The 23,938-nt window shown below is 69.2% G+C and carries 23 protein-coding genes; 22 read left to right on the top strand and 1 reads right to left on the bottom strand.

The features are described from left to right. The first annotated feature begins 124 nt into the window (after nucleotides 1–124). The 20 genes from FOZ70_RS20460 (at nucleotide 125) to infA (ending at nucleotide 21,052) form a co-directional block, all read left to right on the top strand. Nucleotides 125–1,021 (top strand): VOC family protein, encoded by an 897-nt coding sequence (locus FOZ70_RS20460; RefSeq protein ID WP_219706598.1) that lies wholly within the window; start codon nucleotides 125–127, stop codon nucleotides 1,019–1,021. A 9-nt stretch (nucleotides 1,022–1,030) separates the two neighbouring features. Further along, nucleotides 1,031–1,924, top strand: a complete 894-nt coding sequence (locus FOZ70_RS20455; RefSeq protein ID WP_219706597.1) for a CoA-transferase — start codon at nucleotides 1,031–1,033, stop codon at nucleotides 1,922–1,924. A gap of 10 nt (nucleotides 1,925–1,934) precedes the next feature. Further along, nucleotides 1,935–2,732 (top strand): hypothetical protein, encoded by a 798-nt coding sequence (locus FOZ70_RS20450; protein WP_059854028.1) that lies wholly within the window; start codon nucleotides 1,935–1,937, stop codon nucleotides 2,730–2,732. An 8-nt stretch (nucleotides 2,733–2,740) separates the two neighbouring features. Further along, nucleotides 2,741–3,661, top strand: a complete 921-nt coding sequence (locus tag FOZ70_RS20445; protein ID WP_219706596.1) for an enoyl-CoA hydratase — start codon at nucleotides 2,741–2,743, stop codon at nucleotides 3,659–3,661. Continuing rightward, nucleotides 3,658–4,758, top strand: a complete 1,101-nt coding sequence (locus tag FOZ70_RS20440; RefSeq protein WP_059553537.1) for a nitronate monooxygenase — start codon at nucleotides 3,658–3,660, stop codon at nucleotides 4,756–4,758. The genes FOZ70_RS20445 and FOZ70_RS20440 overlap by 4 nt, the downstream gene beginning before the upstream one ends. Before the next feature lie 19 nt (nucleotides 4,759–4,777). Then, the gene (locus FOZ70_RS20435; protein ID WP_219706595.1) at nucleotides 4,778–5,593 is read left to right on the top strand and encodes an enoyl-CoA hydratase family protein; all 816 of its coding nucleotides are present in this window, start codon (nucleotides 4,778–4,780) and stop codon (nucleotides 5,591–5,593) included. Next, on the top strand, nucleotides 5,590–6,759 hold the full coding sequence (locus tag FOZ70_RS20430; protein ID WP_219706594.1) for an acyl-CoA dehydrogenase family protein: 1,170 nt from the start codon (nucleotides 5,590–5,592) through the stop codon (nucleotides 6,757–6,759). Before FOZ70_RS20435 ends, FOZ70_RS20430 begins: the two co-directional genes overlap by 4 nt. A 35-nt stretch (nucleotides 6,760–6,794) precedes the next feature. Continuing rightward, nucleotides 6,795–7,862 (top strand): acyl-CoA dehydrogenase family protein, encoded by a 1,068-nt coding sequence (locus tag FOZ70_RS20425; RefSeq protein WP_060226097.1) that lies wholly within the window; start codon nucleotides 6,795–6,797, stop codon nucleotides 7,860–7,862. Then, nucleotides 7,862–9,013, top strand: coding sequence for an acetyl-CoA C-acetyltransferase (locus FOZ70_RS20420; protein ID WP_060072503.1), 1,152 nt, complete (start codon nucleotides 7,862–7,864; stop codon nucleotides 9,011–9,013). Before FOZ70_RS20425 ends, FOZ70_RS20420 begins: the two co-directional genes overlap by 1 nt. 41 nt (nucleotides 9,014–9,054) lie before the next feature. After that, nucleotides 9,055–9,933 carry an SDR family oxidoreductase gene (locus tag FOZ70_RS20415; RefSeq protein ID WP_059484836.1) on the top strand — a complete coding sequence of 293 codons (879 nt, stop codon included), beginning with the start codon at nucleotides 9,055–9,057 and terminating at the stop codon, nucleotides 9,931–9,933. Nucleotides 9,934–9,935: 2 nt separating this feature from the next. Continuing rightward, complete coding sequence (locus tag FOZ70_RS20410) at nucleotides 9,936–11,267, top strand: acyl-CoA dehydrogenase family protein (protein ID WP_219706593.1); 1,332 nt, start codon at nucleotides 9,936–9,938, stop codon at nucleotides 11,265–11,267. After that, entirely contained in the window at nucleotides 11,264–12,466 is a 1,203-nt protein-coding gene (locus FOZ70_RS20405; protein WP_059622845.1) for an acyl-CoA dehydrogenase family protein, read from the top strand. Before FOZ70_RS20410 ends, FOZ70_RS20405 begins: the two co-directional genes overlap by 4 nt. Next, nucleotides 12,463–13,263, top strand: a complete 801-nt coding sequence (locus FOZ70_RS20400; protein ID WP_219706592.1) for an SDR family oxidoreductase — start codon at nucleotides 12,463–12,465, stop codon at nucleotides 13,261–13,263. The genes FOZ70_RS20405 and FOZ70_RS20400 overlap by 4 nt, the downstream gene beginning before the upstream one ends. After that, nucleotides 13,263–13,748 (top strand): MaoC family dehydratase, encoded by a 486-nt coding sequence (locus FOZ70_RS20395; protein ID WP_027791722.1) that lies wholly within the window; start codon nucleotides 13,263–13,265, stop codon nucleotides 13,746–13,748. The genes FOZ70_RS20400 and FOZ70_RS20395 overlap by 1 nt, the downstream gene beginning before the upstream one ends. Before the next feature lie 17 nt (nucleotides 13,749–13,765). Continuing rightward, on the top strand, nucleotides 13,766–14,971 hold the full coding sequence (locus FOZ70_RS20390; RefSeq protein WP_059707409.1) for an acetyl-CoA C-acyltransferase: 1,206 nt from the start codon (nucleotides 13,766–13,768) through the stop codon (nucleotides 14,969–14,971). Between the two features lie 199 nt (nucleotides 14,972–15,170). Continuing rightward, on the top strand, nucleotides 15,171–16,148 hold the full coding sequence (locus tag FOZ70_RS20385; RefSeq protein ID WP_059588894.1) for a YCF48-related protein: 978 nt from the start codon (nucleotides 15,171–15,173) through the stop codon (nucleotides 16,146–16,148). A 64-nt stretch (nucleotides 16,149–16,212) separates the two neighbouring features. Then, nucleotides 16,213–18,678, top strand: coding sequence for an MMPL family transporter (locus FOZ70_RS20380; RefSeq protein WP_060072492.1), 2,466 nt, complete (start codon nucleotides 16,213–16,215; stop codon nucleotides 18,676–18,678). A 68-nt stretch (nucleotides 18,679–18,746) separates the two neighbouring features. Continuing rightward, nucleotides 18,747–19,826: a Rieske 2Fe-2S domain-containing protein gene (locus tag FOZ70_RS20375; RefSeq protein WP_021159445.1), complete on the top strand. Its 1,080-nt coding sequence runs from the start codon at nucleotides 18,747–18,749 to the stop codon at nucleotides 19,824–19,826. 290 nt (nucleotides 19,827–20,116) lie between these two features. Beyond that, on the top strand, nucleotides 20,117–20,320 hold the full coding sequence (locus tag FOZ70_RS20370) for a cold-shock protein (RefSeq protein WP_006483056.1): 204 nt from the start codon (nucleotides 20,117–20,119) through the stop codon (nucleotides 20,318–20,320). A 468-nt stretch (nucleotides 20,321–20,788) separates the two neighbouring features. After that, the gene (infA, locus tag FOZ70_RS20365; RefSeq protein WP_027791717.1) at nucleotides 20,789–21,052 is read left to right on the top strand and encodes a translation initiation factor IF-1; all 264 of its coding nucleotides are present in this window, start codon (nucleotides 20,789–20,791) and stop codon (nucleotides 21,050–21,052) included. Nucleotides 21,053–21,220: 168 nt separating this feature from the next. Here the strand turns inward: infA and FOZ70_RS20360 are convergent, their stop codons facing one another. Beyond that, nucleotides 21,221–22,027, bottom strand: coding sequence for an alpha/beta hydrolase (locus tag FOZ70_RS20360; RefSeq protein ID WP_219706591.1), 807 nt, complete (start codon nucleotides 22,025–22,027; stop codon nucleotides 21,221–21,223). A gap of 420 nt (nucleotides 22,028–22,447) precedes the next feature. Between FOZ70_RS20360 and FOZ70_RS20355 the strand changes: the two genes are divergently transcribed. Continuing rightward, complete coding sequence (locus FOZ70_RS20355) at nucleotides 22,448–23,695, top strand: alkaline phosphatase family protein (RefSeq protein ID WP_219706590.1); 1,248 nt, start codon at nucleotides 22,448–22,450, stop codon at nucleotides 23,693–23,695. Continuing rightward, nucleotides 23,692–23,934 (top strand): hypothetical protein, encoded by a 243-nt coding sequence (locus FOZ70_RS20350; protein WP_021159448.1) that lies wholly within the window; start codon nucleotides 23,692–23,694, stop codon nucleotides 23,932–23,934. The genes FOZ70_RS20355 and FOZ70_RS20350 overlap by 4 nt, the downstream gene beginning before the upstream one ends. The last annotated feature ends 4 nt before the right edge of the window (nucleotides 23,935–23,938 follow it).

Raw genomic sequence — 23,938 nt, 5'->3', positions numbered from 1 at the left:
GCCGCGCGCGTCTGCGCCGCTCCGATTCCCCGCCGCCTCTCGTCCCAACAGACGATGTAACACCACCCCCGACCGGCCAGAATCCTTTCACGAACAACGGATTCTGAACCAGGAGGAGGCCGACATGATCGATGTCCGTGCGCTTGGCTATGTCGTCGTCGAGGCGACGCGCGTCGATGCGTGGCGCCGCTACGCGGAAGACGTGCTGGGCATGCAGGCGCTCGACGCGCCCGACGGTGCGTTGTACCTGAAGATGGACGAGCGCGATTTCCGCTACGTGATCGTCCCCGGCTCGACCGACCGCTATTTCGCGTCGGGCTGGGAACTGCGCGACGGCGCCGCGTTCGACGCCGCGCTTGCGGTGCTGCAGCGGGCCGGCGTCGAGCCGATCCGCGCGACGCCCGCCGAAGCCGCGCTGCGCCGCGTGCAGGCGATGGCGTGGTGCACCGACCCGTCCGGCAACCGCCACGAGCTGTACTGGGGCGCGCGCTGCGATTTCCGCCGTTTCGTGTCGCCGCTGGGTGTTGCGCACTTCGTCACCGGCGACATGGGGCTCGGCCACGCAGTGCTGCCCGCGCCGCAGTTCGACGCGACCGATGCGTTCGTGCGCGGCGTGCTCGGCTTCGAGCTGTCCGACATCTATCGCGTGAAATTCACGCCCGATCCCGCCGAACCCGAAAAGCGCATCCACTTCATGCACTGCCGCAACGCGCGCCATCACAGCCTCGCGCTGTTCGAGATGGCCGTGCCGTCGGGCTGCGTGCACGTGATGGCCGAAGTCGACTCGATGGACGAAGTCGGCCGCGCGCTCGACCGCGTCGCCGCGCACGACGTGAAGATGTCCGCGACGCTCGGCCGTCACTGCAACGACCAGATGATCTCTTTCTACATGAAGACCCCCGGCGGCTTCGATCTCGAATACGGCTTCGGCGGCCTCACGGTCGACTGGTCGAAGCACGCGGTGTTCGAGGCCACCAAGGTGAGCCAGTGGGGCCACGATTTCAGCATCGGATACCGGTAAGCCAGCACGATGACGATGAAACCTCTCGACAAGACGATGTCCGCGCGCGACGTGGTCGCGCAACTCGCCGACGGCATGACGATCGGCATCGGCGGATGGGGGCCGCGGCGCAAGCCGATGGCGCTGGTGCGCGAAATCGCGCGCTCGAACCTGAAGGATCTGACGATCGTCGCGTACGGCGGCGTCGATGTCGGGCTGCTGTGCGCGGCCGGCAAGGTACGCAAGGTGGTGTTCGGCTTCGTGTCGCTCGACGTGATCCCGCTCGAACCGCAATTCCGCCGTGCGCGTGAACAGGGCCGCATCGACGTGCTGGAACTCGACGAAGGGATGCTGCAGCTCGGCCTGCGCGCGGCCGCCGCCCGGTTGCCGTTCCTGCCGACGCGTGCCGGGCTCGGCACCGCGCTGCTCGATCACGCGCCGCAACTGCGCACGGTGCAGTCGCCGTACGACGACGGCGAAACGCTGCTCGCGATGCCGGCGATCGGCCTCGACGTCGCGCTGCTGCACGTGAACGCGGCCGACCGGATGGGCAACACGCGTATCGACGGCCCCGATCCGTTCTTCGACGCGTGGATGGCACGTGCCGCGCAGCGTTGTTACGTGTCGGCGGAAACGGTCGACGCGTCGCTCGCGAGCGAAGACCTCGACGCAGCGAAACGCAATCCGTTCGAGCGCTCGCTCGTCACCGGCGTCGTGCACGCGCCGGGCGGCGCACACCCGACGTCGTGCGGGCCGGCCTACGGCTGGGACCTGCCGCACCTGCGCGCGTACTGCGCCAGCGCGGAAGACGATGCGAAGACGGCGGCGTACCTGCGCGACGTGGTCGGCCAGGACGAACGCCAGTACCTCGAAGGCGTCGGCGGGCTGTCGCACGTGACGACGCTGCCGTTGCCGATTCTGTAAAGGAGCGCCTGTGAGCGAATCTCTCGACCATTCCCTCGCGGAACTGATGATCGTCGCGTCCGCGCGACTCTGGCGCGACGACGGCGAAGTGCTGGCGACCGGCATCGGCACGGGCCCGCGGCTCGCGGCCGGCCTCGCGCGGCTTGCGTACAACAACGGGCTGATGCTGACCGACGGCGAAGCGTATCTCGTCGAGGAGCCGGTGCCGCTCGGCCCGCGCCCCGACGGCTACCGCGTGAAGGCGAGCGGCTGGATGACCTACGAACGCGTGTTCGACTGCCTGTGGCACGGCCGCCGCCATGCGCTCGTGATGCCGACGCAGATCGACCGTTTCGGCCAGGCCAACATCTCGTGGCTCGGCGACGACTACGCGCGCCCGAAAACCCAGCTGCTCGGCGCGCGCGGCTTCCCCGGCAACACGACGAACCACGCGAACTCGTTCTTCGTCAGCGGCCACGGCAAGCGCACGTTCGTCGAAGGCGAAGTCGACATGGTGTGCACCGTCGGCCACAACCCGGCGCGCCGGCTGCCCGGGATGAAGACCTTCGTCGACCTGCGCAGCATCGTCACCGACCTGTGCGTGATGGATTTCGGCGGCCCCGACCACGCGATCCGCGTGCGCTCGCTGCACCCGGGCGTGAGCTTCGACGAGGTGCAGGACGCGACGGGCTTCCCGTTGATCGCGCATCCGGAGCTCGGCACGACGGCCGCGCCGAACGCGGACGACCTGCGCATCGTGCGCGCGCTCGATCCGCACAACCTGCGCGCGACGATCGTGCGCAACAATCCGGCGCCGCGCCGGGGATGAGGCCCCACATGGAAGCGACCCAGATGACGTTCGGCGACGGTGTCGTCGACTACGCGGTCGACGGCGGCGTCGCGACGATCACGATGAACCGCCCCGAGTATCACAACGCGCAGAACTCGAAGATGACGTATGCGCTCGACGCGGCGTTCCGGCGCGCGGCGCACGACGACGCGGTGAAGGCGATCGTGCTCGCGGGCGCCGGCAAGCATTTCTCGGCGGGCCACGATATCGGCACGCCGGGCCGCGACATCCACGAGTCGTTCGATCGCGCATCGCTGTGGTACGACCACGTCGACAAGGACGGCGGCGAATTCCTCTATGCACGCGAGCAGGAGGTCTACCTCGGGATGTGCCGGCGCTGGCGCGACCTGCCGAAGCCGACGATCGCGATGGTGCAGGGCGCATGCATCGCGGGCGGGCTGATGCTCGCGTGGGTGTGCGACCTGATCGTCGCGTCCGAGGATGCGTTTTTTGCCGATCCGGTCGTGCGAATGGGGATTCCGGGCGTCGAGTATTTCGCGCATGCGTACGAACTGAACCCGCGCATCGCGAAGGAATTCCTGTTCCTCGGCGAACGGATGCCGGCCGAGCGTGCGTACCAGATGGGGATGGTCAACCGCGTCGTGCCGCGCGAACGGCTGCACGACGCGACCTATGCGATCGCCGCGAAGGTCGCGACGATGCCGCGCCTCGGGCTCGCGCTGACCAAGCAGGCACTGAATCACGTCGAGGAACTGCAGGGCAAGCGCGCGGCGATGGATGCGGCGTTCGCGTGGCATCACTTCGCGCATGCGCACAACGAGCTCGTGAGCGGCGACCGTCTCGGCGGCTACGACGCGCGCAGCATGGCCAGTTCGCAGCGTCAGCCGAACGGCGTTGATCGCGGCGACGCGTCCGCACCGGTCGCCGTCAACGGAGCGGCCGCATGAGTACGACGCTTCAAAGCCGGCTGCACACGCCTTTGTGCGAGCTGCTCGGCTGCCGTTATCCGATCGTGCAGACCGCGATGGGCTGGGTGGCCGACGCGCGGCTCGTCGCGGCGACCGCCAACGCCGGGGGCTTCGGCTTCCTGGCCGGCGCGACGCTCGAACCCGAGCAGGTCGAGGCCGAGATCCTGAAAGTGAAGTCGCTGACGGACAAGCCGTTCGGCATCAATTTCCACATGTTCCAGAAGAACGCGCAGCAGGTCGTCGAGCTGGCCATTCGGCACCGGCTGCGCGCGGTGAGCTACGGCCGCGGGCCGGATGCAAAGACGATCCGCCGCTTCAAGGACGCCGGCATCGTCTGCATGCCGACCGTCGGCGCACCGAAGCATGCGGTGAAGGCGGTCGAGCTCGGCGCGGACATCGTGACGGTGCAGGGCGCTGAAGGCGGCGGCCACACGGGCTCGGTGCCGACCACGCTGCTGCTGCCGAAGGTGCTCGACGCGGTGCGGGTGCCGGTGGTCGCGGCCGGCGGGTTCTTCGACGGGCGCGGGCTGGCTGCCGCGCTCGCGTATGGCGCGGCCGGCATCGCGATGGGCACGCGCTTCCTGATGAGCGCCGAATCGCCGGTGCCGCGCGAGACGCTCGAACGCTACGTCGCGGTCGGCGACCCGGCGCGCATCCGCGTGTCGGATGCGCTCGACGGGCTGCCGCAACGGATGATCGACAACCCGTACCTGCTGAAGCTCGAGCGCTTCGGCCCGCTGCGCCGCACGCTGTTCGCGCTGAAGACGGCCGACGCATGGCGCCGCCAGAACGGCCTGAGCACGGGCGACATGCTCGGTCTCGCGATCAAGGCGCTGCGCTCGCACGACTACACGGCGAGCCAGACGCTGATGGCGGCGAACGCGCCGTTCCTGATCCAGCGCGCGATCGTCGAGGGCCGCCCCGATGAAGGCGTGCTGCCGAGCGGCCAGGCGGCCGCGATGATCGGCGCGATCGAACCGTGCGACGCGCTGATCGCCCGGATCGTCGCGGAAGCCGGCGAGCGACTCGACGCACTGGCCGCGCTGCGCGGCACGGCGGCAGCGCAGGCCGCATGAACAACATCACAGGGAGGCAATGGAGATGACAGGATCCAACCAACCGGCCGGCGCGATGCCGTTCCGGATCGATCGCGCCGACGGCATCGCCGAGCTGGTGATCGCCCATCCGCCCGTGAACGCGCTCGACGCGCAGGGCTGGCATGCGCTCTCCCGCGCGCTCGATGCGCTCGGCGAGGACGACGAGGTCCGCGTGGTCGTCGTGCGCGGCGAGGGGCGCGGCTTCTGCGCGGGCGTCGACATCAAGGAGCTGGCCGCGCATCCGGAGCGGATCGTGGCGGTCAACGCGGGCAATTACGAGACGTTCCGCGCGGTGCACCGCAACCCGAAGCCGGTGATCGCGGCCGTGCACGGTTTCGTGCTCGGCGGCGGGATCGGCATCTGCGGCGCGGCGGACATCGTCGTTGCGGCCGACTGCGCGCGCTTCGGCGTGCCCGAGATCGACCGTGGCGCGATGGGCGGCGGTGCGCACCTGCAGCGGCTGTTCGGCGTGCAGAAGGTACGCGCGATGTATTTCACCGGCGAGATGATCGATGCGGCCGAAGCGTACCGGCTCGGTGCGGTCGAGCAGGTCGTGACGCGCGACACGCTGCGCGACGCGGCGCTCGCGCTCGCCCGCAAGATCGCGGAGAAGAGCCCGGCGATGGTGCGGCTCGCGAAGGAGGCGCTGAACGGCGTCGAGGACGGCGATCTCGAGGACAAGTACCGCTGGGAGCAGGGCTTCACGCTGCAGGCGTACATGACGAACGATTCGACCGAAGCGCGCGCCGCGTTCGTCGAGAAGCGCGACGCGCGTTTCGATGCGCAGGCCGCCGCCGAGGAGGCACGCGCATGAACCTGACCTACACGCCGCAGCAACAGGCGTTTCGCGCGGAGATCCGCGAATGGCTCGCCGCGCACGTGCCGCGCGAGCGGCTGCCGAGCTTCGACACCGAGGAAGGCTTCGCCGCGCACCGCGAATGGGAGCGCACGCTGCACTCGGGCCGCTGGAGCATGGTCACGTGGCCGCGCGAGCTGGGCGGACGCGGCTGCGACCTGATCGAGTGGCTGATCTTCGAGGAAGAGTACTGGCGTGCCGACGCGCCGATGCGCGTGAACCAGAACGGCATCTTCCTGCTCGGCCCGACGCTGATGGATTTCGGCACTGCGGAGCAGAAGGCGCGTTTCCTGCCCGCGATGGCGGCCGGCGAGCACGTATGGGCACAGGGCTGGTCGGAGCCGAATGCAGGTTCCGACATGGCCGCGATTCGCACGACGGCCGCCCGGATTGGCGACGAATACGTGTTGAACGGCCAGAAGATCTGGTCGACGCGCGCGGTGTGGGCCGACTGGCTGTTCGGGCTGTTCCGCAGCGACCCGGAATCGTCACGCCACCACGGGCTCACGTTCCTGATGGTGCCGCTGTCCGCGCCGGGCATCACGGTGCGGCCGATCCGCCAGCTGAACGGGCAGACGGGCTTCGCGGAAATCTTCTTCGACGACGTGCGCGTGCCGGTCGGGAACCGGCTCGCGGCCGAAGGCGCGGGCTGGCAGGTCGCGATGGCGACGGCCGGCTTCGAGCGCGGGTTGATGCTGCGTTCGCCCGCGCGCTTCCAGCGCACCGCGCAGGCACTGCGCGACCTGTATCTCGCCCATCGCGACAGCGCGGATCGCGATCCGACGCTGCGCGAGCGCGTGGTGCAGGCGTGGATGGATGCACAGGCGTATGCGCTGTCGACCTACGCGACTGCGAGCCGGTTGCTGAAGGGCGGCCATATCGGCGCGGAGTCGAGCACCAACAAGGTGTTCTGGTCGGAGCTCGACCTGCGCATGCACCAGACCGCGCTCGACATTCTCGGCGCGCACGGCGAGGTCGCCCCGCAGACGGCCGCGCAGCACGCGACGCTCGGCCACTGGCTCGACGGCTTCCTGTTCGCGCAGGCCGGCACGATCTACGCGGGCACCAACGAGATCCAGCGCAACATCGTCGCCGAACGGATGCTCGGCATGCCGCGCGCATGACGGCGCCGGCGCCACCCTCACTGAACGGACATCGTATGGATTTCGTATTCGATGAAGACCAGGAAGCGCTCGCGGACAGCGTGAAGCGCCTGCTGATGACCGAGATGACGCCCGAGCTGATCCGCGAGCTCTGGGCCACGCCGACCGGGCGTTCGGACGACCTGTGGGCGCTGTTCGCGTCGCAGGGGCTGACCGCCGTGTCGGTGCCCGAGGCGCACGGCGGCCTCGGCCTGAGCGAAGCGGAATGGGCGCTGCTCGCGCAGACCTACGGTTACTTCGGCAGCCCCGAGCCGCTGCTCGACACGGCGCTCGTCTCGGCCGGCGTGCTTGCGCGGCTGCCGGCGAGCGACTGGCGCGACGCGCTGCTGCGCGACATCGCCGAAGGGCGCGCGCGCGTCGCGCTCGTGCATCCGGCGAACCCGTATGCGGCCGACGTGCACGTCGCGCAGACGCTCCTGTGCGAGCACCGTGGCGAGCTGCACCGCGTCGATCCCGCGCAGTGCGCGTGGCGCGCGGTGGACAGCGTCGACCCGTCGCGGCGGCTGTTCACGCTCGACTGGGAGCCGTCGGCGGCCACGCGCATCGCAAGTGCGGACGAAGCCGCGCCGCTGCTGGACCGTGCGCTCGACCACGGCGCGTTCGCGGTTGCCGCGCAACTGCTCGGCCTCACGCAGCGCGTGCTCGACGTCGCGATCGACTACAGCGCGCAGCGCAAGCAGTTCGGCAAGGCGATCGGGTCGTACCAGGCGCTCAAGCATCTGCTTGCCGACGTCGCGATCCGCTACGAGTTCGCGCGGCCGGTGGTCGCGCGCGCAGCGCAGGCGATCGCCGACGATCACCCGCAGCGCGCGGTGTTCGTGTCCCACGCGAAGCTCGCGGCGACGTCGGCCGCGCAGCTCGCCGCGCGTCACTCGATGCAGGTGCACGGGGCGATCGGCTACACGTGGGAGCTCGACCTGCAGATCTTCATGAAGCGCATCTGGGCGCTTTCCGGCAGCTGGGGCGACAACGCGTTCCACAAGGCCCGCGTGGCCGACGCGATCCTCGGCGACGCGTTGCCGATCGGCCCCGCGCAGACCTTCGACCTCGAGGAATCCAACTGATGAGACAAGCCTATATCGTCGACGCGCTGCGCACGCCGACCGGCCGCCGCAAGGGCGGGCTCGCGCACGTGCATGCGGCCGACCTCGGCGGCTTCGTGCTGAAGACGCTCGTCGAGCGCAACGCGATTCCCGCCGACGAATACGACGACGTGGTGTTCGGCTGCGTCGACACGATCGGCCCGCTCGCGGGCAACATCGCGCGCACCTGCTGGCTCGCGGCCGGGTTGCCGCTGCAGGTGCCGGGCGTGACGATCGACCGCCAGTGCGGCTCGTCGCAGCAGGCCGTGCATTTCGCCGCACAGGCCGTGATGAGCGGCGTGCAGGACGTGGTGGTCGCGGGCGGTGTGCAGACGATGACGCAGATCCCGATCTCGTCCGCGATGACCTGCGCGGCGCCGCTCGGCTTCGACGACCCGTTCTCGGGCAGCACCGGCTGGCGCGCGCGCTTCGGCGATGCGCCGGTGTCGCAGTTCGTCGCCGCGCAGCGGATCGCCGATCACTGGAACCTGTCGCGCGACGCAATGGAGCGCTATGCGCTCGAAAGCCATCGCCGTGCGGTCGCCGCGATCGAGGCCGGGCATTTCAAGCGGGAAATCGTGCCGCTCGAAGGCGTGCTGCACGACGAGACGCCGCGCCCCGACACGTCGCTGGAAAAGATGGCGACGCTCGAGCCGCTGACACCGGGCGGCTCGCTGACGGCCGCCGTCGCGAGCCAGACCTGCGACGCGGCCGCCGCGTTGCTGATCGTGTCGGAGGACGCGTTGAAGCGCTACGGCCTCACGCCGCGCGCGCGCATCCATCACCTGAGCGTGCTGGGCGACGATCCGCTGTGGATGCTGACCGCGCCGATCCCGGCGACGAAGGCCGCGTTGAAGAAGAGCGGGCTCGACTGGTCGCAGATCGACGTCGTCGAGATGAACGAGGCGTTCGCGTCGGTCGCGCAGGCGTGGCTGGCCGATACGCGTTTCCCGCATGAAAGGACCAACCCGAACGGCGGCGGCATCGCGCTCGGTCATCCGCTCGGAGCGACCGGCGCGCGGCTGATGACGACGCTGCTGCACGAACTGGAACGCACCGGCGGCCGTTACGGATTGCAGACGATGTGCGAAGGCGGCGGCCTCGCGAACGTCACGATCATCGAGCGCCTGTGAGCGCGTCACTTTCACGATCTCACGATCCAAGAGGCACCAGCATGGGAATCTGTAACGGACGCACCGTCATCATCACCGGCGCGGGCGGCGGGCTCGGGCGCGAATATGCGCTCGCATTCGCGGCCGAAGGCGCGGCGGTCGTCGTCAACGACATCCGGCACGAGGCCGCGCAGGCCGTGTGCGACGAGATCGCACGACGCGGCGGCAACGCGCTTGCGAATGCGGACGACATCACGCGCGTCGAAACGGCGCAGCGGATCGTCGACGCGGCCCGCGAAGCGTTCGGCGATGTGCACGTGCTCGTCAACAACGCGGGCATCTGCCGCGACAAGATGTTCACGAGCATGACCGAAACCGACTGGGACGACGTGATGCGCGTGCATCTGCGTGGCCACTTCTGCCTGTCGAGCGTGCTGGCGCGTGTGTGGCGCGACGCGGCGAAGGCCGGCCACGCGGTCGACGCGCGGATCGTCAACACGAGTTCGGGCGCCGGGCTGCAAGGCTCGATCGGCCAGTCGAACTACGGCGCGGCGAAGGCCGGCATTGCCGCGCTCACGCTGATGCAGGCGGCCGAGCTGCAGCGCTACGGCGTGCGCGTGAACGCGCTCGCGCCGGCCGCGCGCACGTCGATGACCGAAGGCGTGTTCGCCGACATGATGAAGAAGCCCGAGGACGGCGGCTTCGACTATTTCGACCCGGCCAACGTCGCGCCGCTCGTCGTGTGGCTCGGCAGCGCGCTGTCGGCCGACGTGACGGGCCAGGTGTTCGAGGTCGCGGGCGGGATGATCGCGGTCGCGGAAGGCTGGCGCACGGGCCCGAGCGTCGACCGCGGCGCGCGCTGGGCGGCGGCCGAGGTCGGCCCGGCGGTCGCGCGGCTGCTCGCCGACGCGCGGCCCGCGCAGCGCGTGTACGGGAGCTGAGCATGGATCTGGCGCTCACCGACGAACAGGCGATGATCCGCGACGCGGCCGCCGACGTGCTCGCCGAACGCAGCGCGTCCGCCGACGTGCGCCGCGCACTCGAGCAATCGGCCGGCCGCGACGATGCGCTGTGGGCTGCACTAGCAGGCGAACTCGGCTGGAACGCGCTCGCGCTGCCGGAGGCGGCGGGCGGGCTCGGGCTCGGCGCGGTCGAGCAGACGGTGCTGATGGAACAGCTGGGCCGGCGCATCGCGTGCGTGCCGTATTTTTCGACCGCGTGCCTCGCGGCGACCGCGCTGGGCGGCTGCGACACGTCGCTGGCGACCGGCTGGCTCGCGAAGATCGCCGAAGGCGCGTGCAGCGCGACGCTGGCGCTGCCGTTCGACTGGCTATTCGGCGAGCCGGGTGGCGCGCGGGTCGGCCGGCCATATGGCCGGCCGGGTGCCAATGCGTTCGGCGCATCTTTCGGCGACTCGTTCGACGAACCGTCCAGTGCGCGACTGCTTCCGTTCATCGCGGAAGAAACCGCGGCCGGCTTCGCATTGTCCGGCGTCGCAGCACAAGTGCTCGACGGTGCGCGCGCCGACCTGCTGCTGGTTCCGGCGCGGATCGCGAACGAAGGGCAGTCGGTCGGCCTGTTCGCGATCGACATGACCACCGGCGCGGCCGGCGTTGCGGTGACGCCGCTCGACACGCTCGACGCGACGAGGCCGCTCGCACGGATTGCGCTCGACGACGTGCGCGTGAGCCGCGACACGCTGATTGCGGGCCGCGACGCGGCGCAGGTGCTCGAACGCGCCGCATGGTTCGCGGCGCTCGCGCTGGCCGCCGAACAACTCGGCGGCGCACAGCAATGCCTCGACCTGACGCTCGACTACACGAGCCAGCGCGTGCAGTTCGGCCGCGCGATCGCGTCGTTCCAGGTCGTCAAGCACCGTTGCGCGCAGATGATGGTGCTGATCGAATCGGCGCGCTCGGCCGTGCTCGGCGCCGCGCACGCATGGGACGCGGAAGCCGGCAGCGTGGCGCCGGGCAACGCATTGCGTGCCGACATCGCCGCGGCGAAATCCGCCGCGAACGACGCGTACGCGTTCTGCGCCCAGGAAGCGATCCAGTTGCACGGCGGCGTCGGCTTTACGTGGGAATACGACCCGCATCTCTACTTCAAGCGCGCGCAGGCGTCGGGCGCGCAGTTCGGCAGCACGCCGCAACTGCTCGAATGGATCGCATGCCATGCGATCGAAGGCGGCGCATCGCAGCGTGGCGAAGCGTTCGAGCCACCGGCTGCAGCCGCATCCCGCCCGTCCGCCGCACGCGCAGGAGCCCTTCAATGAACAGCGAAACGCGCGAACAGCAATTGCGGCACGAAGTGGCCGACTGGGTGCAGTCGCACCTGACCGGCGAATTCGCGTGCCTGAAATACCGCGGCGGCCCCGGCGACGAGGAAGCGTTTCCCGACCTGCGCAAGGCATGGGAGCGGGAACTCGCGCAGGGCGGCTGGACCGGCCTCGGCTGGCCGACCGCCGCCGGCGGGCGAGGCTTCTCGGTGGCCGAACAGGTGATCTTCCACGAGGAATACGCGCGCGCCGGAGGCCCGGGAAGGATGGGCCACATCGGCGAAGGGCTGCTCGGGCCGACGCTCGTCGCCTGCGGCACCGACGACCAGCGCGCGCGCTTTCTGCCCGGCATTCTTGCCGGCACGCAGTTCTGGTGCCAGGGCTACTCCGAGCCGGGCGCGGGTTCCGACCTGGCCAACGTGCGCACGCGTGCCGAACAGGATGCGGACGGTACGTGGCGCGTCCACGGCCAGAAAGTCTGGACGTCGCTCGCACACGATTCCGACTGGATCTTCGTGCTCGCGCGCACCGATCCCGCGTCGAAGGGCAACAAGGGGCTGTCGTTCCTGCTGATGCCGCTCGACCAGCCGGGCATCGAGATCCGGCCGATCAGGCAGCTCAACGGCGGTGCGGAATTCAACGAGGTGTTCTTCGACGGCGCGCGCGCGGAAGCACGCGACCTCGTCGGCGCGCCCGGCGACGGCTGGCGGATCGCGATGACGCTGCTCGGTTTCGAACGCGGGATGTCGACGCTCGGCCAGCAGATGCAGTTCGTCCGCGAACTCGAATGGGTGATCGACGCCGCGCGCGAATCGGGCGCGGACCGCGACCCGGTGCTGCGGCAGCGGATCGGCCGCGCGTGGGCCGGGCTGCGCGTGATGCGCTACAACGCGCTGCGCATGCTGTCCGGCGCCGACGACGCCGATGGCGGTGGCACCGCGCCGCTGCGCCGCGAGGCACTGATCTACAAGTATTTCTGGTCGAACTGGCACCGCGACCTCGGCCAGCTTGCGATGGATGCGCTCGGGCCTCGCGCGAACGTGATCGATCCGGCCGACGAGAAGCTCACCCATCTGCAGCGCGTATTCCTGTTCTCCCGTGCGGACACGATCTACGCGGGTACCAACGAAATCCAGCTCAACATCATGGCCGAGCGCGGGCTCGGCATGCCCAGGGAACCACGAGGCACAGCATGACCGAACCCCAGATCCAGAAAGCGCCGGCCTACGTGCCGGGCCACCAGCTGCTCGCCGGCAAATCGGTGCTGATCACGGCCGCCGCCGGCGCCGGCATCGGCTTCGCGGCCGCGCGCCGCTGCGCGGAGGAAGGCTGCCGCGCGCTGTTCATCTCCGACATCCACGAAAAGCGCCTCGAACAGGCGGTTCAGACACTGCGCGCCGAAACGGGGCTGCAACAGGTCTATGGCCGCCTGTGCAACGTCGCGGTGGAGGCCGACGTGCAGGCGCTGGTCGCGGAGGCCCAGGACAAGCTCGACGGCGTCGACGTGCTGATCAACAACGCGGGGCTCGGCGGGGCGACCCGCATCGTCGATATGGACGATGCCGAATGGTCGCGGGTGATCGACATTAGCCTCACCGGGACGTTCCGGATGACGCGCGCGATGCTGCCGCACATGCAGGCCCGCGGCCGCGGCGCGATCGTCAACAACGCATCGGTGCTCGGCTGGCGCGCGCAGGCGGAACAGGCGCACTACGCGGCGGCGAAAGCGGGCGTGATGGCGCTCACGCGCTGCGCGGCGCTCGAGGCGTCGCCGTACGGCGTGCGCATCAACGCGGTCGCGCCGAGCATCGCGATGCACGATTTTCTGAAGAAGTCGGCCCCGGCCGACCTGCTGAATCAACTGGCGTCGCGCGAAGCCTTCGGGCGCGCCGCCGAAGTCTGGGAGGTCGCGAACGTGATGGTGTTCCTTGCAAGCGATTACGCGTCGTACATGACGGGCGAAGTGCTGTCGGTCAGCAGCCAGCACGCATGATGAGCACGACCCTCGACCCCGTGCGCGCGACGCCCCGCGTGTTCGCGCATCCCGGCGAACTCGCGGCGGCCGTCGGCGACACGCTCGGCGCGAGCGCGTGGCTCGCGATCGACCAGATCCGCATCGACGGCTTTGCCGACGCGACCGGCGATCACCAGTGGGTGCACGTCGACCCGGTGCGCGCGAAGGACGGCCCGTTCGGTGCGTGCATCGCGCACGGCTACCTGACGCTGTCGCTCGTCAATCATTTCCTGCCGCAGATCGTGCGCATCGACGGCGCGCGGCTCGGCGTCAACTACGGCTGCGACAGGATCCGTTTCCCCGCGCCGGTGAAGGTCGGCGCGCGCGTGCGCGGCGTCGGCGAGCTGCTGCGCGTCGAGCCGCTCGACGGCGGCGTGCAGGCATGGATTCGCGTGACCGTCGAGATCGAAGGCGAAGCGAAACCCGGCTGCGTGGCCGACACGATCAGCCGTTACTACTTCTAGATTCAGAGAGCCAGCTCATGGAAGACGCAGTCATCGTTTCCGTCGCACGCACGCCGATCGGCAAGGCGTTTCGCGGCATGTTCAACGACACCGAGGCGCCCGCGCTGGGCGGCCACGTGGTGCGTACTGCGCTCGAGCGCGCGGGCGTCGCGCCGGCCGACGTCGACGACGTGCTGATCGGCTGCGCCGCGCAGCAGGGCACGCAGGGCTACAACATCGGCCGCCTGTCGGCGGCGGCGGCCGGGCTGCCGGCATCGGTGCCCGGCATGGCGATCGACCGCATGTGCTCGTCGGGCCTGATGTCGATCGCGAGCGCCGCGCGCAGCATTGGCGCGGGCGATGCGCGGATCGTCGTCGCGGGCGGCGTCGAGTCGATCTCGCTCACGCAGAACAAGCACAAGAACGCATATCGCGCGCGTTCGCAGGCCGTGCTCGACCACCAGCCGGCCGCGTACATGGCGATGATGGAGACGGCCGAGATCGTGTCGCGCCGCTACGGGATCTCGCGTGCGGCGCAGGATGAATTCGCGCTGCAGAGCCACCAGCGCACGGCCGACGCCCAGGCGGCCGGCCGCTTCGATGCGGAAATCGCGCCGCTCGACGTGCGGCGCGCGCTGTTCGACAAGGAAGGCAACCCGGCCGGCCACGAGGATCTGCGTGCGGCGCGCGACGAAGGCGTGCGCGCCGATACGACGGCCGAGCGGCTCGCGGGGCTGAAGCCGTCGTGGAGCGGCGGCAAGGCCGTGGAGCAGGGCGAGTTCGTGACGGCCGGCAATGCGTCGCAGCTGTCGGACGGCGCGGCGGCCGTGGTCGTGATGTCGCGCAGCGAGGCGCTACGCCGCGGGCTGACGCCGCTCGGCGCGTTCCGCGGCCTCGCGGTGGCCGGCTGCGAGCCGGACGAGATGGGCATCGGCCCGGTGTTTGCGATTCCGAAGCTGCTGGCGCGCTTCGGCATGACCGTCGGCGACATCGGGCTGTGGGAGCTGAACGAGGCGTTCGCGTGCCAGGCGCTGTACTGCCGCGACACGCTCGGCATTCCCGACGACCGGCTGAACGTCGACGGCGGTGCGATCGCGCTCGGCCATCCGTTCGGGATGTCGGGTACGCGGATGACGATGCACGCACTGCTCGAAGGCGCGCGGCGCGGCGTACGGCACGCGGTCGTGACGATGTGCATCGGCGGCGGGATGGGTGCCGCCGCGCTGTTCGAGGTCGGCGCATAGCGCACGTAGCGCACGTCTCGGACGTAGCGGACGTAGCGCACGTAGCGGCACTCGGATGGGCCGCGCCGCGCACGCGGCGAACCATTCACGAACGACGATTCGAGGTCGCGGCCATGACCGGCGGCCCGGAGACTTGCAGGCGACGGTCGCCGGCGCGCACGCGCCAACGGCTGTCGAACGCAGAAACAGGAGACAAGCCATGAAACGAACCTTGCCCGGACTCGCGATGTCGGCGCTCGTGCTCGGCGCCGCGCTGTTCGCGTTTTCGCCGCGCCCGCTGCCGGCGTTCCCGGTCACCGCGATCCATGCGGACCGGCTGCAGATCAACGGGCTCGCCCGGGCCGGCGCGCGCATCGTCGCGGTCGGCGAACGCGGCGTGATCCTGCTGAGCGACGATTCGGGCGCCCGCTGGCGGCCGGCGTCGGTCACGCCCGACCAGGCATCGACGCTCACGCAGGTGCGTTTCATCACGCCGACGCTCGGGATCGCGGTCGGCCACGACGGCCGGATCGTCCGCAGCGACGACGCCGGCATGCACTGGCGTGAAGTGCACATCGACCATGCGCATTCCGATCCGCTGCTGTCCGTGTGGGGCGCGGCGGGCGGCCCGCTGTTCGCGGCCGGCAGCTTCGGCCAGCTGCTGCGCTCGGACGACGCGGGCCTCACGTGGCAGCCGCTGAAGACGCCGGCCGGCGACCGTCACCTCAACGCGATCGTCGGCGACGGCCACGGCAACCTGCTGGTCGCGGGCGAGAGCGGCACGCTGCTGCGCTCGACCGACAACGGCGCCACGTGGGACAAGCTGCCGTCGCCGTACGCCGGTTCGCTGTTCGGCGCGCTGATGCTCGCGAACGGCGACTGGGTCGCATACGGGATGCGCGGCAACGTGGTGCGCAGCACCGATCGCGGCGCGACCTGGACGCATGTGGACAGCCACGTGCCGGTGTCGTACTTCGGCGCGACCCAGCTCGCCGACGGCGAACTCGTGCTGGTGGGCCAGGGCGGCGCGATCGTCGCGTCGCGCGACGGCGGGCTGACCTTCGACGTGCGCAAGCTCGGCGGCGTGCAGAGCCTCGCGGCCGTGCTCGACATGGGCCACGGCGCGCTGCTGCTCGGCGGCGAGGCCGGCGTCGCGCCGCTGGCCGGCGCGCCTGCGTCGACGCCGTCGCCGTCCTGACGCCGGCCGCCCGCACCGCCAGCTTCCGTTCGTTTCGCATCGTCCGTCCCGACCCGAGAATTCCATGAACGACCTGTCACGTCCTCCTGAAGCCGTTTCCGCGTCGCGTCTCGCCGCGTTCGTCGAGCGCTGCGCCGACACGATCATCCGCCGGCGCAAGCTGCTGATGCTGCTGTGCGTCGCGGTGACGCTCGCGCTCGGCTTGTCGGCCACGCGCCTGAAGCTCGATCCGGGCTTCAACAAGATGATCCCGATGCAGCACCCGTACATGCAGGTGTTCGAGCGCTATGCGGGTGCGTTCCCCGGCGCGAACACGATCCTCGTGAGCCTGCGCTGGAAGGGCGACGGCGACATCTACAACCAGACGTTCATGGACGCGCTGCGCCACGCGACCGACGACGTCTTCTTCATCCCCGGCGTGAACCGCTCGCGCGTGTTCTCGCTGTTCACGCCGAACGTCCACTACACGGAAGTGACCGAGGCCGGCTTTCGCGGCGACGTGGTCGTGCCCGGCCAGTTCTCGAGCGCGAACCCGGACGATCTCGCGAAGGTGCGCCGCAACGTCGCGCGTTCGGGGCAGATCGGCCGCCTCGTCGGCAATGACCTGAAATCGGCGCTGATCCGCGCGGAACTGCGCGAGACCGACCCGGCCACCGGCAAGCGGCTCGACTACAGCGCGGTCGCGCGCCAGCTCGAGGAAATCCGCGCGCGTTATGCGAAGCAGGGCATCGACGTGAACATCATCGGTTTCGCGAAGCTGGTGGGCGACGTCGAGAACGGGATCGCGGGCGTGATGGCGTTCTTCGCGCTCGCATTCCTCGTGACGGCCGCGCTGCTGTTTGCCTACACGCGCTCGCTGAAGACTACCGTGCTGGCGCTCGTCGTCGCGCTGCTGCCGGTCGTGTGGCTGCTCGGCGCGCTGCCGCTGCTCGGGCTCGGCATCGACCCGATGTCGATCCTCGTGCCGTTCCTGATCTTCTCGATCGGCGTGTCGCACGCGGTGCAGATGACCAACGCGTGGAAGCAGGCGCTGGTGCGCGGCGCGTCGCCAGCCGACGCCGCGCGCGACGCGTTCCGCAAGCTGTTCGTGCCGGGCACGGTCGCGCTGCTGACCAACGCGCTCGGCTTCATGGTCATCATGCGGATCAGGATCGACATCGTGCGCGAGCTCGGCATTACCGCGTGCCTCGGCGTGCTGCTGATGATCGTGACGAACAAGGTGTTCCTGCCGATCCTGCTGTCGTACACGCGCCTCGAACGCGGCACCTTGGCACGCGCGCAGCGCACGGCGGCGGCCGGCGGGAGCGGAAGATGGTCGCGCTTCGCGGTATTCGCGCGGCCGGCGCCCGCGCTCGGCGTGTTCGCGGTGGCGCTGGCGCTGCTCGCGTACGGCACGCTCGAGTCGCGCAAGCTGGAGATCGGCGACATCGGCACCGGCGCGCCGGAGCTGCGCGCGAACTCGCGCTACAACATCGACAACGCGGCGATCACGCACCAGTACAACATCGGCGTGGACGTGCTCTCGGTGATCGTCGAGACGACCGGCTTCGACGACGCGTGCCTGCATTACCCGGTGATGAGCGCGATCGAGCAGTTCGAGATGAACATGCGCGGCGTGGCCGGCGTGCAGTCGGTGACGAGCGTGTCGTCGCAGGGCAAGGTGTTCATCGCCGCGTTCAACGAAGGCAACCCGCGCTGGGCCGCGCTGCCGCGCTCGAGCGACGGGCTCACGCAAGGCTCCAACGCGTTCGACCCCGACAACGGGATGAACACCGCGAACTGCAAGGCGATCCAGGTCCTGATCTACACGAAGAACCACGAAGGCACGACCATCGCGCACATCGTCGACGAGATCAAGCGTTTCGCGGCCGAGAACCCGACGCCGAACGTCGCGTTCCGGCTCGCGGGCGGCAACGTCGGCGTGATGGCGGCGACCAACGAGGCGGTCGGCGACGCGGAGATCGCGATGCTGCTGTCGATCTTCGGCGCGATCGCGCTGCTCTGCGCGGTCACGTTCCGCTCGTGGCGCGCGGTGCTGTGCATCATCGTGCCGCTCACGCTCGTGTCGATCCTGTGCAATGCGGTGATGGCGCTTCTCGGCATCGGGCTGAAGGTCGCGACGCTGCCGGTGATCACGCTCGGCGTGGGCGTGGGCGTCGACTACGGGATCTACCTGTACGAACGCCTGCAGCACGACCTCCGCCACGGCGCGACGCTGCCGGACGCGTTCGCCGACGCGATGCGCCAGCGCGGCACGGCCGCGCTGTTCACGGCCGTCACGATGTTCATCGGCGTCGGCACGTGGGCGTTTTCCGCGCTGAAGTTTCAGGTCGACATGGGCGTGCTGCTCGCGTTCATGTTCCTCGTGAACCTGTTCGGCGCCGTGTTCCTGCTGCCCGCGCTCGCCGCGTGGCTCGGCGTCGAGCGTGCCGAGCGCCGCGTGCAGCACGCGCATGCGCAGCCGTCGCCGGCGGCTCCGGCAACGCTGAAACCGTCGCCCGCGCTCGAACCCGGCAACCCGATGCGCTGACCGGCGCCCCCATTTTCCCCTGCGCGCGGCCGGCCGCCGCGCGTTGTCCACAAGAGGAGTCAACCCACATGTCCGCACGCCCTTACAAGATCGAAGCCCAGCCGCTCGCGCAGCGCTATGCGCGCGGCTGGCACTGCCTCGGGCTCGCCCGCGACTACAAGGACGGCAAGCCGCACACGCTGAACGCCTTCGGCCGCAAGCTCGCCGTGTTCGCCGATTCGACCGGCAAGGTCAACGTCGTCGACGCGTACTGCCCGCACATGGGCGCCGACCTGAGCCTCGGCACGGTGCAGGGCGACAACCTCGTGTGCCCGTTCCACGGCTGGGCGTGGAGCGGCGAAGGCCAGTGCGCATCGATTCCGTACTGCAAGCGGATCCCGCCGAAGGCGCGCATCGGCGCATGGCCGACCTGCGAGGAAAACAACCTGCTGTTCGTCTGGAACGACCCGGAAGGCAACGCACCGCCGCCCGAAGTCGCGATTCCGCGCCTCGACGTGTGCTTCTCCGACGAATGGTCGGGCTGGGTCGTCGACAAGATGGTGATCCAGGCCAACTGTCGCGAGCTGGTCGACAACATCTCGGACGTCGCGCACTTCGCGACCGTGCACCGCGCGCCGATCGACTATTTCGCGAACCTGTTCGAGGGCCACAAGGCGACGCAGCTGATGGTCGGCCGCAGCGAGAAGCTCGGCGGCGACGCCCTGACCGCGCTGTCGACGTATTTCGGGCCGGCCGTGCACATCACGCAGATGACGGGGCAGAGCGGCGGGCAGCCGATCCACTCGGTGCTGCTGAACTGCCACGTGCCGATCGACATGAACAGCTTCGAGCTGCGCTACGGCGTGATCGTGAAGAAGGTGGCCGGGCTGTCCGACGAGCAGAACACGGAGATCGCGAACGCGTACGTGAAGGAAGCGCAGCGCGCGTTCTACGAGGACGTCGACATCTGGCACAGCAAGACGCGGATCGACAACCCGCTGCTGTGCGAGGGCGACGGGCCGCTGTACCAGATGCGCGACTGGTATTCGCAGTTCTACCTCGACGTGGCGGACGTGCGGCCGACGAGCGTCGCGCGCAAGGCGTTCGAGATGCGGATTCGCGAAGGCGATGCACCGCCGGCGCTGCATCACGTGTTCGAGCCGCGGTAAGAACCGGCCGGCCGTCCGCCGGCCGGAAAGCGGGGGCGCATCGAAATGCGTCCCGTCGGCCGGCAACACCCGCCACGCAAGGCGCACGCGGCGGGTGTGCTTGTGCGCCGCATCAAAATGACTTGACGAAACGGCCGCTACCGCGTAGTGTCCATGGCCGAAGTGTTCAAGAAGTTCGATTGCTCATCATTGGCCGCACTCCGTGCGGCGGTCGTTGGTCTCTCCCTCTTTTGAGTCTTTCTGTGCCCGTTGCGGGCGCATGTTCAATTATTCGTATTAAGGAAGTATTTGTGGATACCGGTACCGTCAAGTGGTTCAACGAAACCAAGGGCTTTGGTTTCATCTCCCCGGACAACGGCGGCGACGATCTGTTCGCCCATTTCTCTGAAATTCGCGGCACGGGCTTCAAGACCCTGGCCGAAGGCCAGAAGGTCAGCTTCGAAGTGAAGCGCGGCCCGAAGGGTCTGCAAGCGTCGAACATCACGCCGCAGTAAGCCGCATCGGCAGCGGCCGCCAAACGGTGGCCGTCGCCGGACGGATTGGCGCGCACGGCGCCGCTTCGGCGGCAGCCGGCGCGTTTCCGATGCGCACGACCGATGCATCGCGACATTCACGATGCATCGGTCGTGTCGCCTCCCTCATCGCATGCCTGTACGGCGTGCGACGCAACGCCCTCGCGAAGCGCCCGCCGCTTCGCCAGCGCATCACCGCTTCAACGCATCAACCCGAGCAGACCGCCGCCATGCCTTGCCGGCGCGGTCCCGACTTGCGCGGCGCCGTATGCGCCGCCGCCACCGACCGCCTGAACGCCGCAACGCGCCGGGCTCCGATCGCAAGACAGGCCCATGGCCCGTCTGAACGAACCGATCCCCGGCAGCCTGCCGGCCGCCGTCCCATTGCGGGACACGGCGCCGGGCAGATCGCCGCGGCTGCGGTCAATTACCTTGTCTGGAGGAATTGGTTTGGCAAAAGAAGAACTGCTGGAACTGGACGGAATCGTCGACGAAGTGCTGCCGGACAGCAAATACCGTGTCACGCTGGAAAACGGCGTCGTGGTGGGCGCATACGCGTCCGGCCGCATGCGCAAGAACCACATCCGCATTCTCGCGGGCGACCGCGTGACGCTGGAACTGTCGGTCTATGACCTCACCAAGGGCCGCATCAACTTCCGGCACAAGGACGCGAATTCGCCGCGTCCGCAGCGCACCGGCGGGCCGCGTCGTTAAGCGGTAACGATCGGCGCGCAACCGCGTGCCGATCGAATCCCGTCCGGCCTCCACGGCCGGACGAACCGGATGAACGGCCCGTTGCTTGCCGTTTACCGGCCGCCGGCGGCGTCATCATGCCGCAGCGGCCCACATCGCCTTCACCGGCCGCCGCGCGTGCGTCAACGCTCAGGCAGCCGCGTCCCGCAGGAAATCCTCGATGACCATCGCGAAATACGGCGGGCACTCCTGCATCGGGTAATGCCCGCTATTCGGTATCGTCGCGACCCGCGCGTTCGGGTGCCACGCGAGGAACGTCGCCTGCATCGCCGCTTCGTCGAGCCCCGGATCCTTGTCGCCGACGATCACCAGGAAGCGCGTCTCGAGCCCGCGGATATCGTCGACGAAATCCGTTCCGGTCAGCATGTCGAGATACGCGAGCCGGCAGGCCGGCGCCACGCGCTCGCGGTTCTGCCGCAGTTTCAGGTCGGCCCAGCGCGCCGACAATCCACCCGTCACGAATCGCATGAGCCGGCGAAACGCATCGTCATCGACGGCCGTGCTCGCGAAGAACGCGCGTGCGTCGTCGTTCAGGCGGTTGCCGGCGGCCGACACCGGGCACACGGCGATCGCGCTCTTGATGCGGGAGGGCGCATCGGCGGCGAGCCGTTGTGTCGCCATGCCCGTCATCGAATGGCCGATCACGTGAAAGCGCGGCCAGCCGAGACGGTCCGCGAGCGCGAGGCAGTCGGCCGAGATCTCGTCGACGGTGCAGGTGCCGCGCAGGTGGATGGATTCGCCGTAGCCGCGCAGGTCGACGAACACGTACGTGAATGTCGATTCGTCGAGATACGGGAGCAGCGCCGCGTAGTTCGTATGGTCGCCGAGCCAGTCGTGCAGGACCATCACGCATTCGGGGCCGGTACCGTGCCGCAGGTAGCCGAGGCCGTCGTGGTCGGCGTTCGAGCGGGAGGCGAGGGTGTCGATACGGTTCATTTCAAGGCGTTTCCTTTTGGTGGGTGAACCAAAACGAAACGCCCTCCCGGCGGACCGGGAGGGCGTCTTGAAAGTGCGTCGATCGTATCGGGCCGATCGGCGAAAGTCAACGTTCGATGCACCGTCCCCCCCGATACGTCGATGCGGCGCGCATTGGCCGTTGTCGTCCGACAGCCGCAACGCGATCGTCAGCCCGATGTCGTGACGCGGAAAACCGCGCCGGCCGGCGGCTGACCGCACGCGCGGCGACGCGATTCGCGTGCGGCTCGCGTATGGCTTTACGTGCGGGCCGGCGCGGTCGTACACTCGTCGGCAATTCGCGGCCCGCGCCGCGCGTGCGGCTTTCAATCCCTTCAGCGTCTTTCAGCGGGCCAACGGCCGTGCCAGCCGGACTTTCGTCGCGCGACGCCAGGAGGCGCCATGAGTGCAGACGCAGCCCCCGCATCCCCGTCGGTTCAGGACCGCATCCGGCACGTGTTCGTGCTGATGCTCGAGAACCGCTCCTTCGACCACCTGTTCGCGCTGTCGGGCTACCCCGGCATCGTCGCCGCGTCGCCGGGCAACAGCAATGCGTATGGCGGCGCGGTCTATCCGTTCGGCGGCGGCGCGCCCGACCGGATGCCGACCGATCCGTGCCACGAATTCACCGACGTGCTCGAGCAGCTCTGCGGCGCGGGCGTGCCGTTCGTGAAAGGGCAGGCCTATCCGCCGGTCCGCAATACCGGATTCGTGTCGAACTACGCGACGTCGCGTTCCGAAGGCAAGCCGCCGCAGCCGGCCGACGCGGGCAAGATCATGCAGGGCGTCGACATCGCGACGCAGGCCCCGTCGCTGCACGCACTCGCGAACGCGTTCGTGCTGTGCGACGCGTGGCACGCGTCGATGCCCGGGCCGACCTGGCCGAATCGCTTTTTCCTGCACGGTGCGTCGTCGGCCGGGCTCGACCATTCGCCGACGAGAGAAGAAATGGCCGGATGGGACGCGTTCGACGGTTTCCCGTATCCGAAGGGTTCGATCTTCGCCGCGCTCGGCGACGACAACTGGCGCATCTACCAGGACCAGACGGGCAATCCGCTCGGCCACGTGCCGCAGGTGGCGTCGCTGAAGGGCATCAGCTTCTTCGACATCGACGACCTCGCGCATTTCGAGGCTGATCTCGCGGCGGGCTATACGGCGCGCTATACGTTCATCGAGCCCGGTTACGGCGACATCGTGCACGGCACCTACCAGAACGGCAGCTCGCAGCATCCGATGGACGGCCTCGCCGGCGGCGACCAGCTCGTCGCGCGCGTGTACAACGCGATCCGCAATTCGCCGGTGTGGAACACCAGCCTGCTCGTGATCTGCTACGACGAGCACGGCGGCTTCTACGATTCGGTCGGGCCGGGCGCTGCGCCGCCGCCGAACGATGGCGCGGCGGCGACGCTGAACGCGAGCGGCTTCGGGTTCGACGTGTACGGCGTGCGGGTGCCGGCGATCGTGATTTCGCCGTGGGTCGCGGCCGGGCAGGTCGACCATACGGTGTACGACCATGCGTCGGTCGCCGCGACGCTCGAGCGGCTGTTCGGCCTGGCGCCGCTGACCGACCGCGATCGTCTCGCGAACGACCTGCTGGCGCTCGTGACGACTACGTGCCGGACGGATTGTCCGCAAAGGATCGGAACATGAGTACGACACCGGATCCGCGCGATGCGCTGCCCGTGCGCGACGGCACGAGCCTGATCGCGTACCTGCACATCCTGAAGAAAGCGCATGCGGCGCTGGTCGGCCATGACAAGGCCCATCAGCGCTTCAGCGAGATCGTGACGCGAGGGCAGGCGCGGCAATACATCGAGGAACTGATGCCGTCGCTGCTGCAGGCGCGCGAAGCGCATCGGCGGCGCAGGCACGGCGGGAAGCATCGGTGATGCG

Origin of the sequence: Burkholderia sp. COPS, assembly GCF_019425585.1 — a bacterium.
GTDB classification, from domain to species: Bacteria; Pseudomonadota; Gammaproteobacteria; order Burkholderiales; family Burkholderiaceae; genus Burkholderia; species Burkholderia cepacia.
This window is presented reverse-complemented; position numbering and strand designations above follow the sequence as displayed.

Coding starts and splice junctions, on each gene's coding strand:
- FOZ70_RS20460 (WP_219706598.1), top strand. CDS start 125: ATGATCGATGTCCGTGCGCTTGGCTATGTCGTCGTCGAGGCGACGCGC.
- FOZ70_RS20455 (WP_219706597.1), top strand. CDS start 1,031: ATGACGATGAAACCTCTCGACAAGACGATGTCCGCGCGCGACGTGGTC.
- FOZ70_RS20445 (WP_219706596.1), top strand. CDS start 2,741: ATGGAAGCGACCCAGATGACGTTCGGCGACGGTGTCGTCGACTACGCG.
- FOZ70_RS20440 (WP_059553537.1), top strand. CDS start 3,658: ATGAGTACGACGCTTCAAAGCCGGCTGCACACGCCTTTGTGCGAGCTG.
- FOZ70_RS20435 (WP_219706595.1), top strand. CDS start 4,778: ATGGAGATGACAGGATCCAACCAACCGGCCGGCGCGATGCCGTTCCGG.
- FOZ70_RS20430 (WP_219706594.1), top strand. CDS start 5,590: ATGAACCTGACCTACACGCCGCAGCAACAGGCGTTTCGCGCGGAGATC.
- FOZ70_RS20425 (WP_060226097.1), top strand. CDS start 6,795: ATGGATTTCGTATTCGATGAAGACCAGGAAGCGCTCGCGGACAGCGTG.
- FOZ70_RS20420 (WP_060072503.1), top strand. CDS start 7,862: ATGAGACAAGCCTATATCGTCGACGCGCTGCGCACGCCGACCGGCCGC.
- FOZ70_RS20415 (WP_059484836.1), top strand. CDS start 9,055: ATGGGAATCTGTAACGGACGCACCGTCATCATCACCGGCGCGGGCGGC.
- FOZ70_RS20410 (WP_219706593.1), top strand. CDS start 9,936: ATGGATCTGGCGCTCACCGACGAACAGGCGATGATCCGCGACGCGGCC.
- FOZ70_RS20405 (WP_059622845.1), top strand. CDS start 11,264: ATGAACAGCGAAACGCGCGAACAGCAATTGCGGCACGAAGTGGCCGAC.
- FOZ70_RS20400 (WP_219706592.1), top strand. CDS start 12,463: ATGACCGAACCCCAGATCCAGAAAGCGCCGGCCTACGTGCCGGGCCAC.
- FOZ70_RS20395 (WP_027791722.1), top strand. CDS start 13,263: ATGAGCACGACCCTCGACCCCGTGCGCGCGACGCCCCGCGTGTTCGCG.
- FOZ70_RS20390 (WP_059707409.1), top strand. CDS start 13,766: ATGGAAGACGCAGTCATCGTTTCCGTCGCACGCACGCCGATCGGCAAG.
- FOZ70_RS20385 (WP_059588894.1), top strand. CDS start 15,171: ATGAAACGAACCTTGCCCGGACTCGCGATGTCGGCGCTCGTGCTCGGC.
- FOZ70_RS20380 (WP_060072492.1), top strand. CDS start 16,213: ATGAACGACCTGTCACGTCCTCCTGAAGCCGTTTCCGCGTCGCGTCTC.
- FOZ70_RS20375 (WP_021159445.1), top strand. CDS start 18,747: ATGTCCGCACGCCCTTACAAGATCGAAGCCCAGCCGCTCGCGCAGCGC.
- FOZ70_RS20360 (WP_219706591.1), bottom strand. CDS start 22,027: ATGAACCGTATCGACACCCTCGCCTCCCGCTCGAACGCCGACCACGAC.
- FOZ70_RS20355 (WP_219706590.1), top strand. CDS start 22,448: ATGAGTGCAGACGCAGCCCCCGCATCCCCGTCGGTTCAGGACCGCATC.
- FOZ70_RS20350 (WP_021159448.1), top strand. CDS start 23,692: ATGAGTACGACACCGGATCCGCGCGATGCGCTGCCCGTGCGCGACGGC.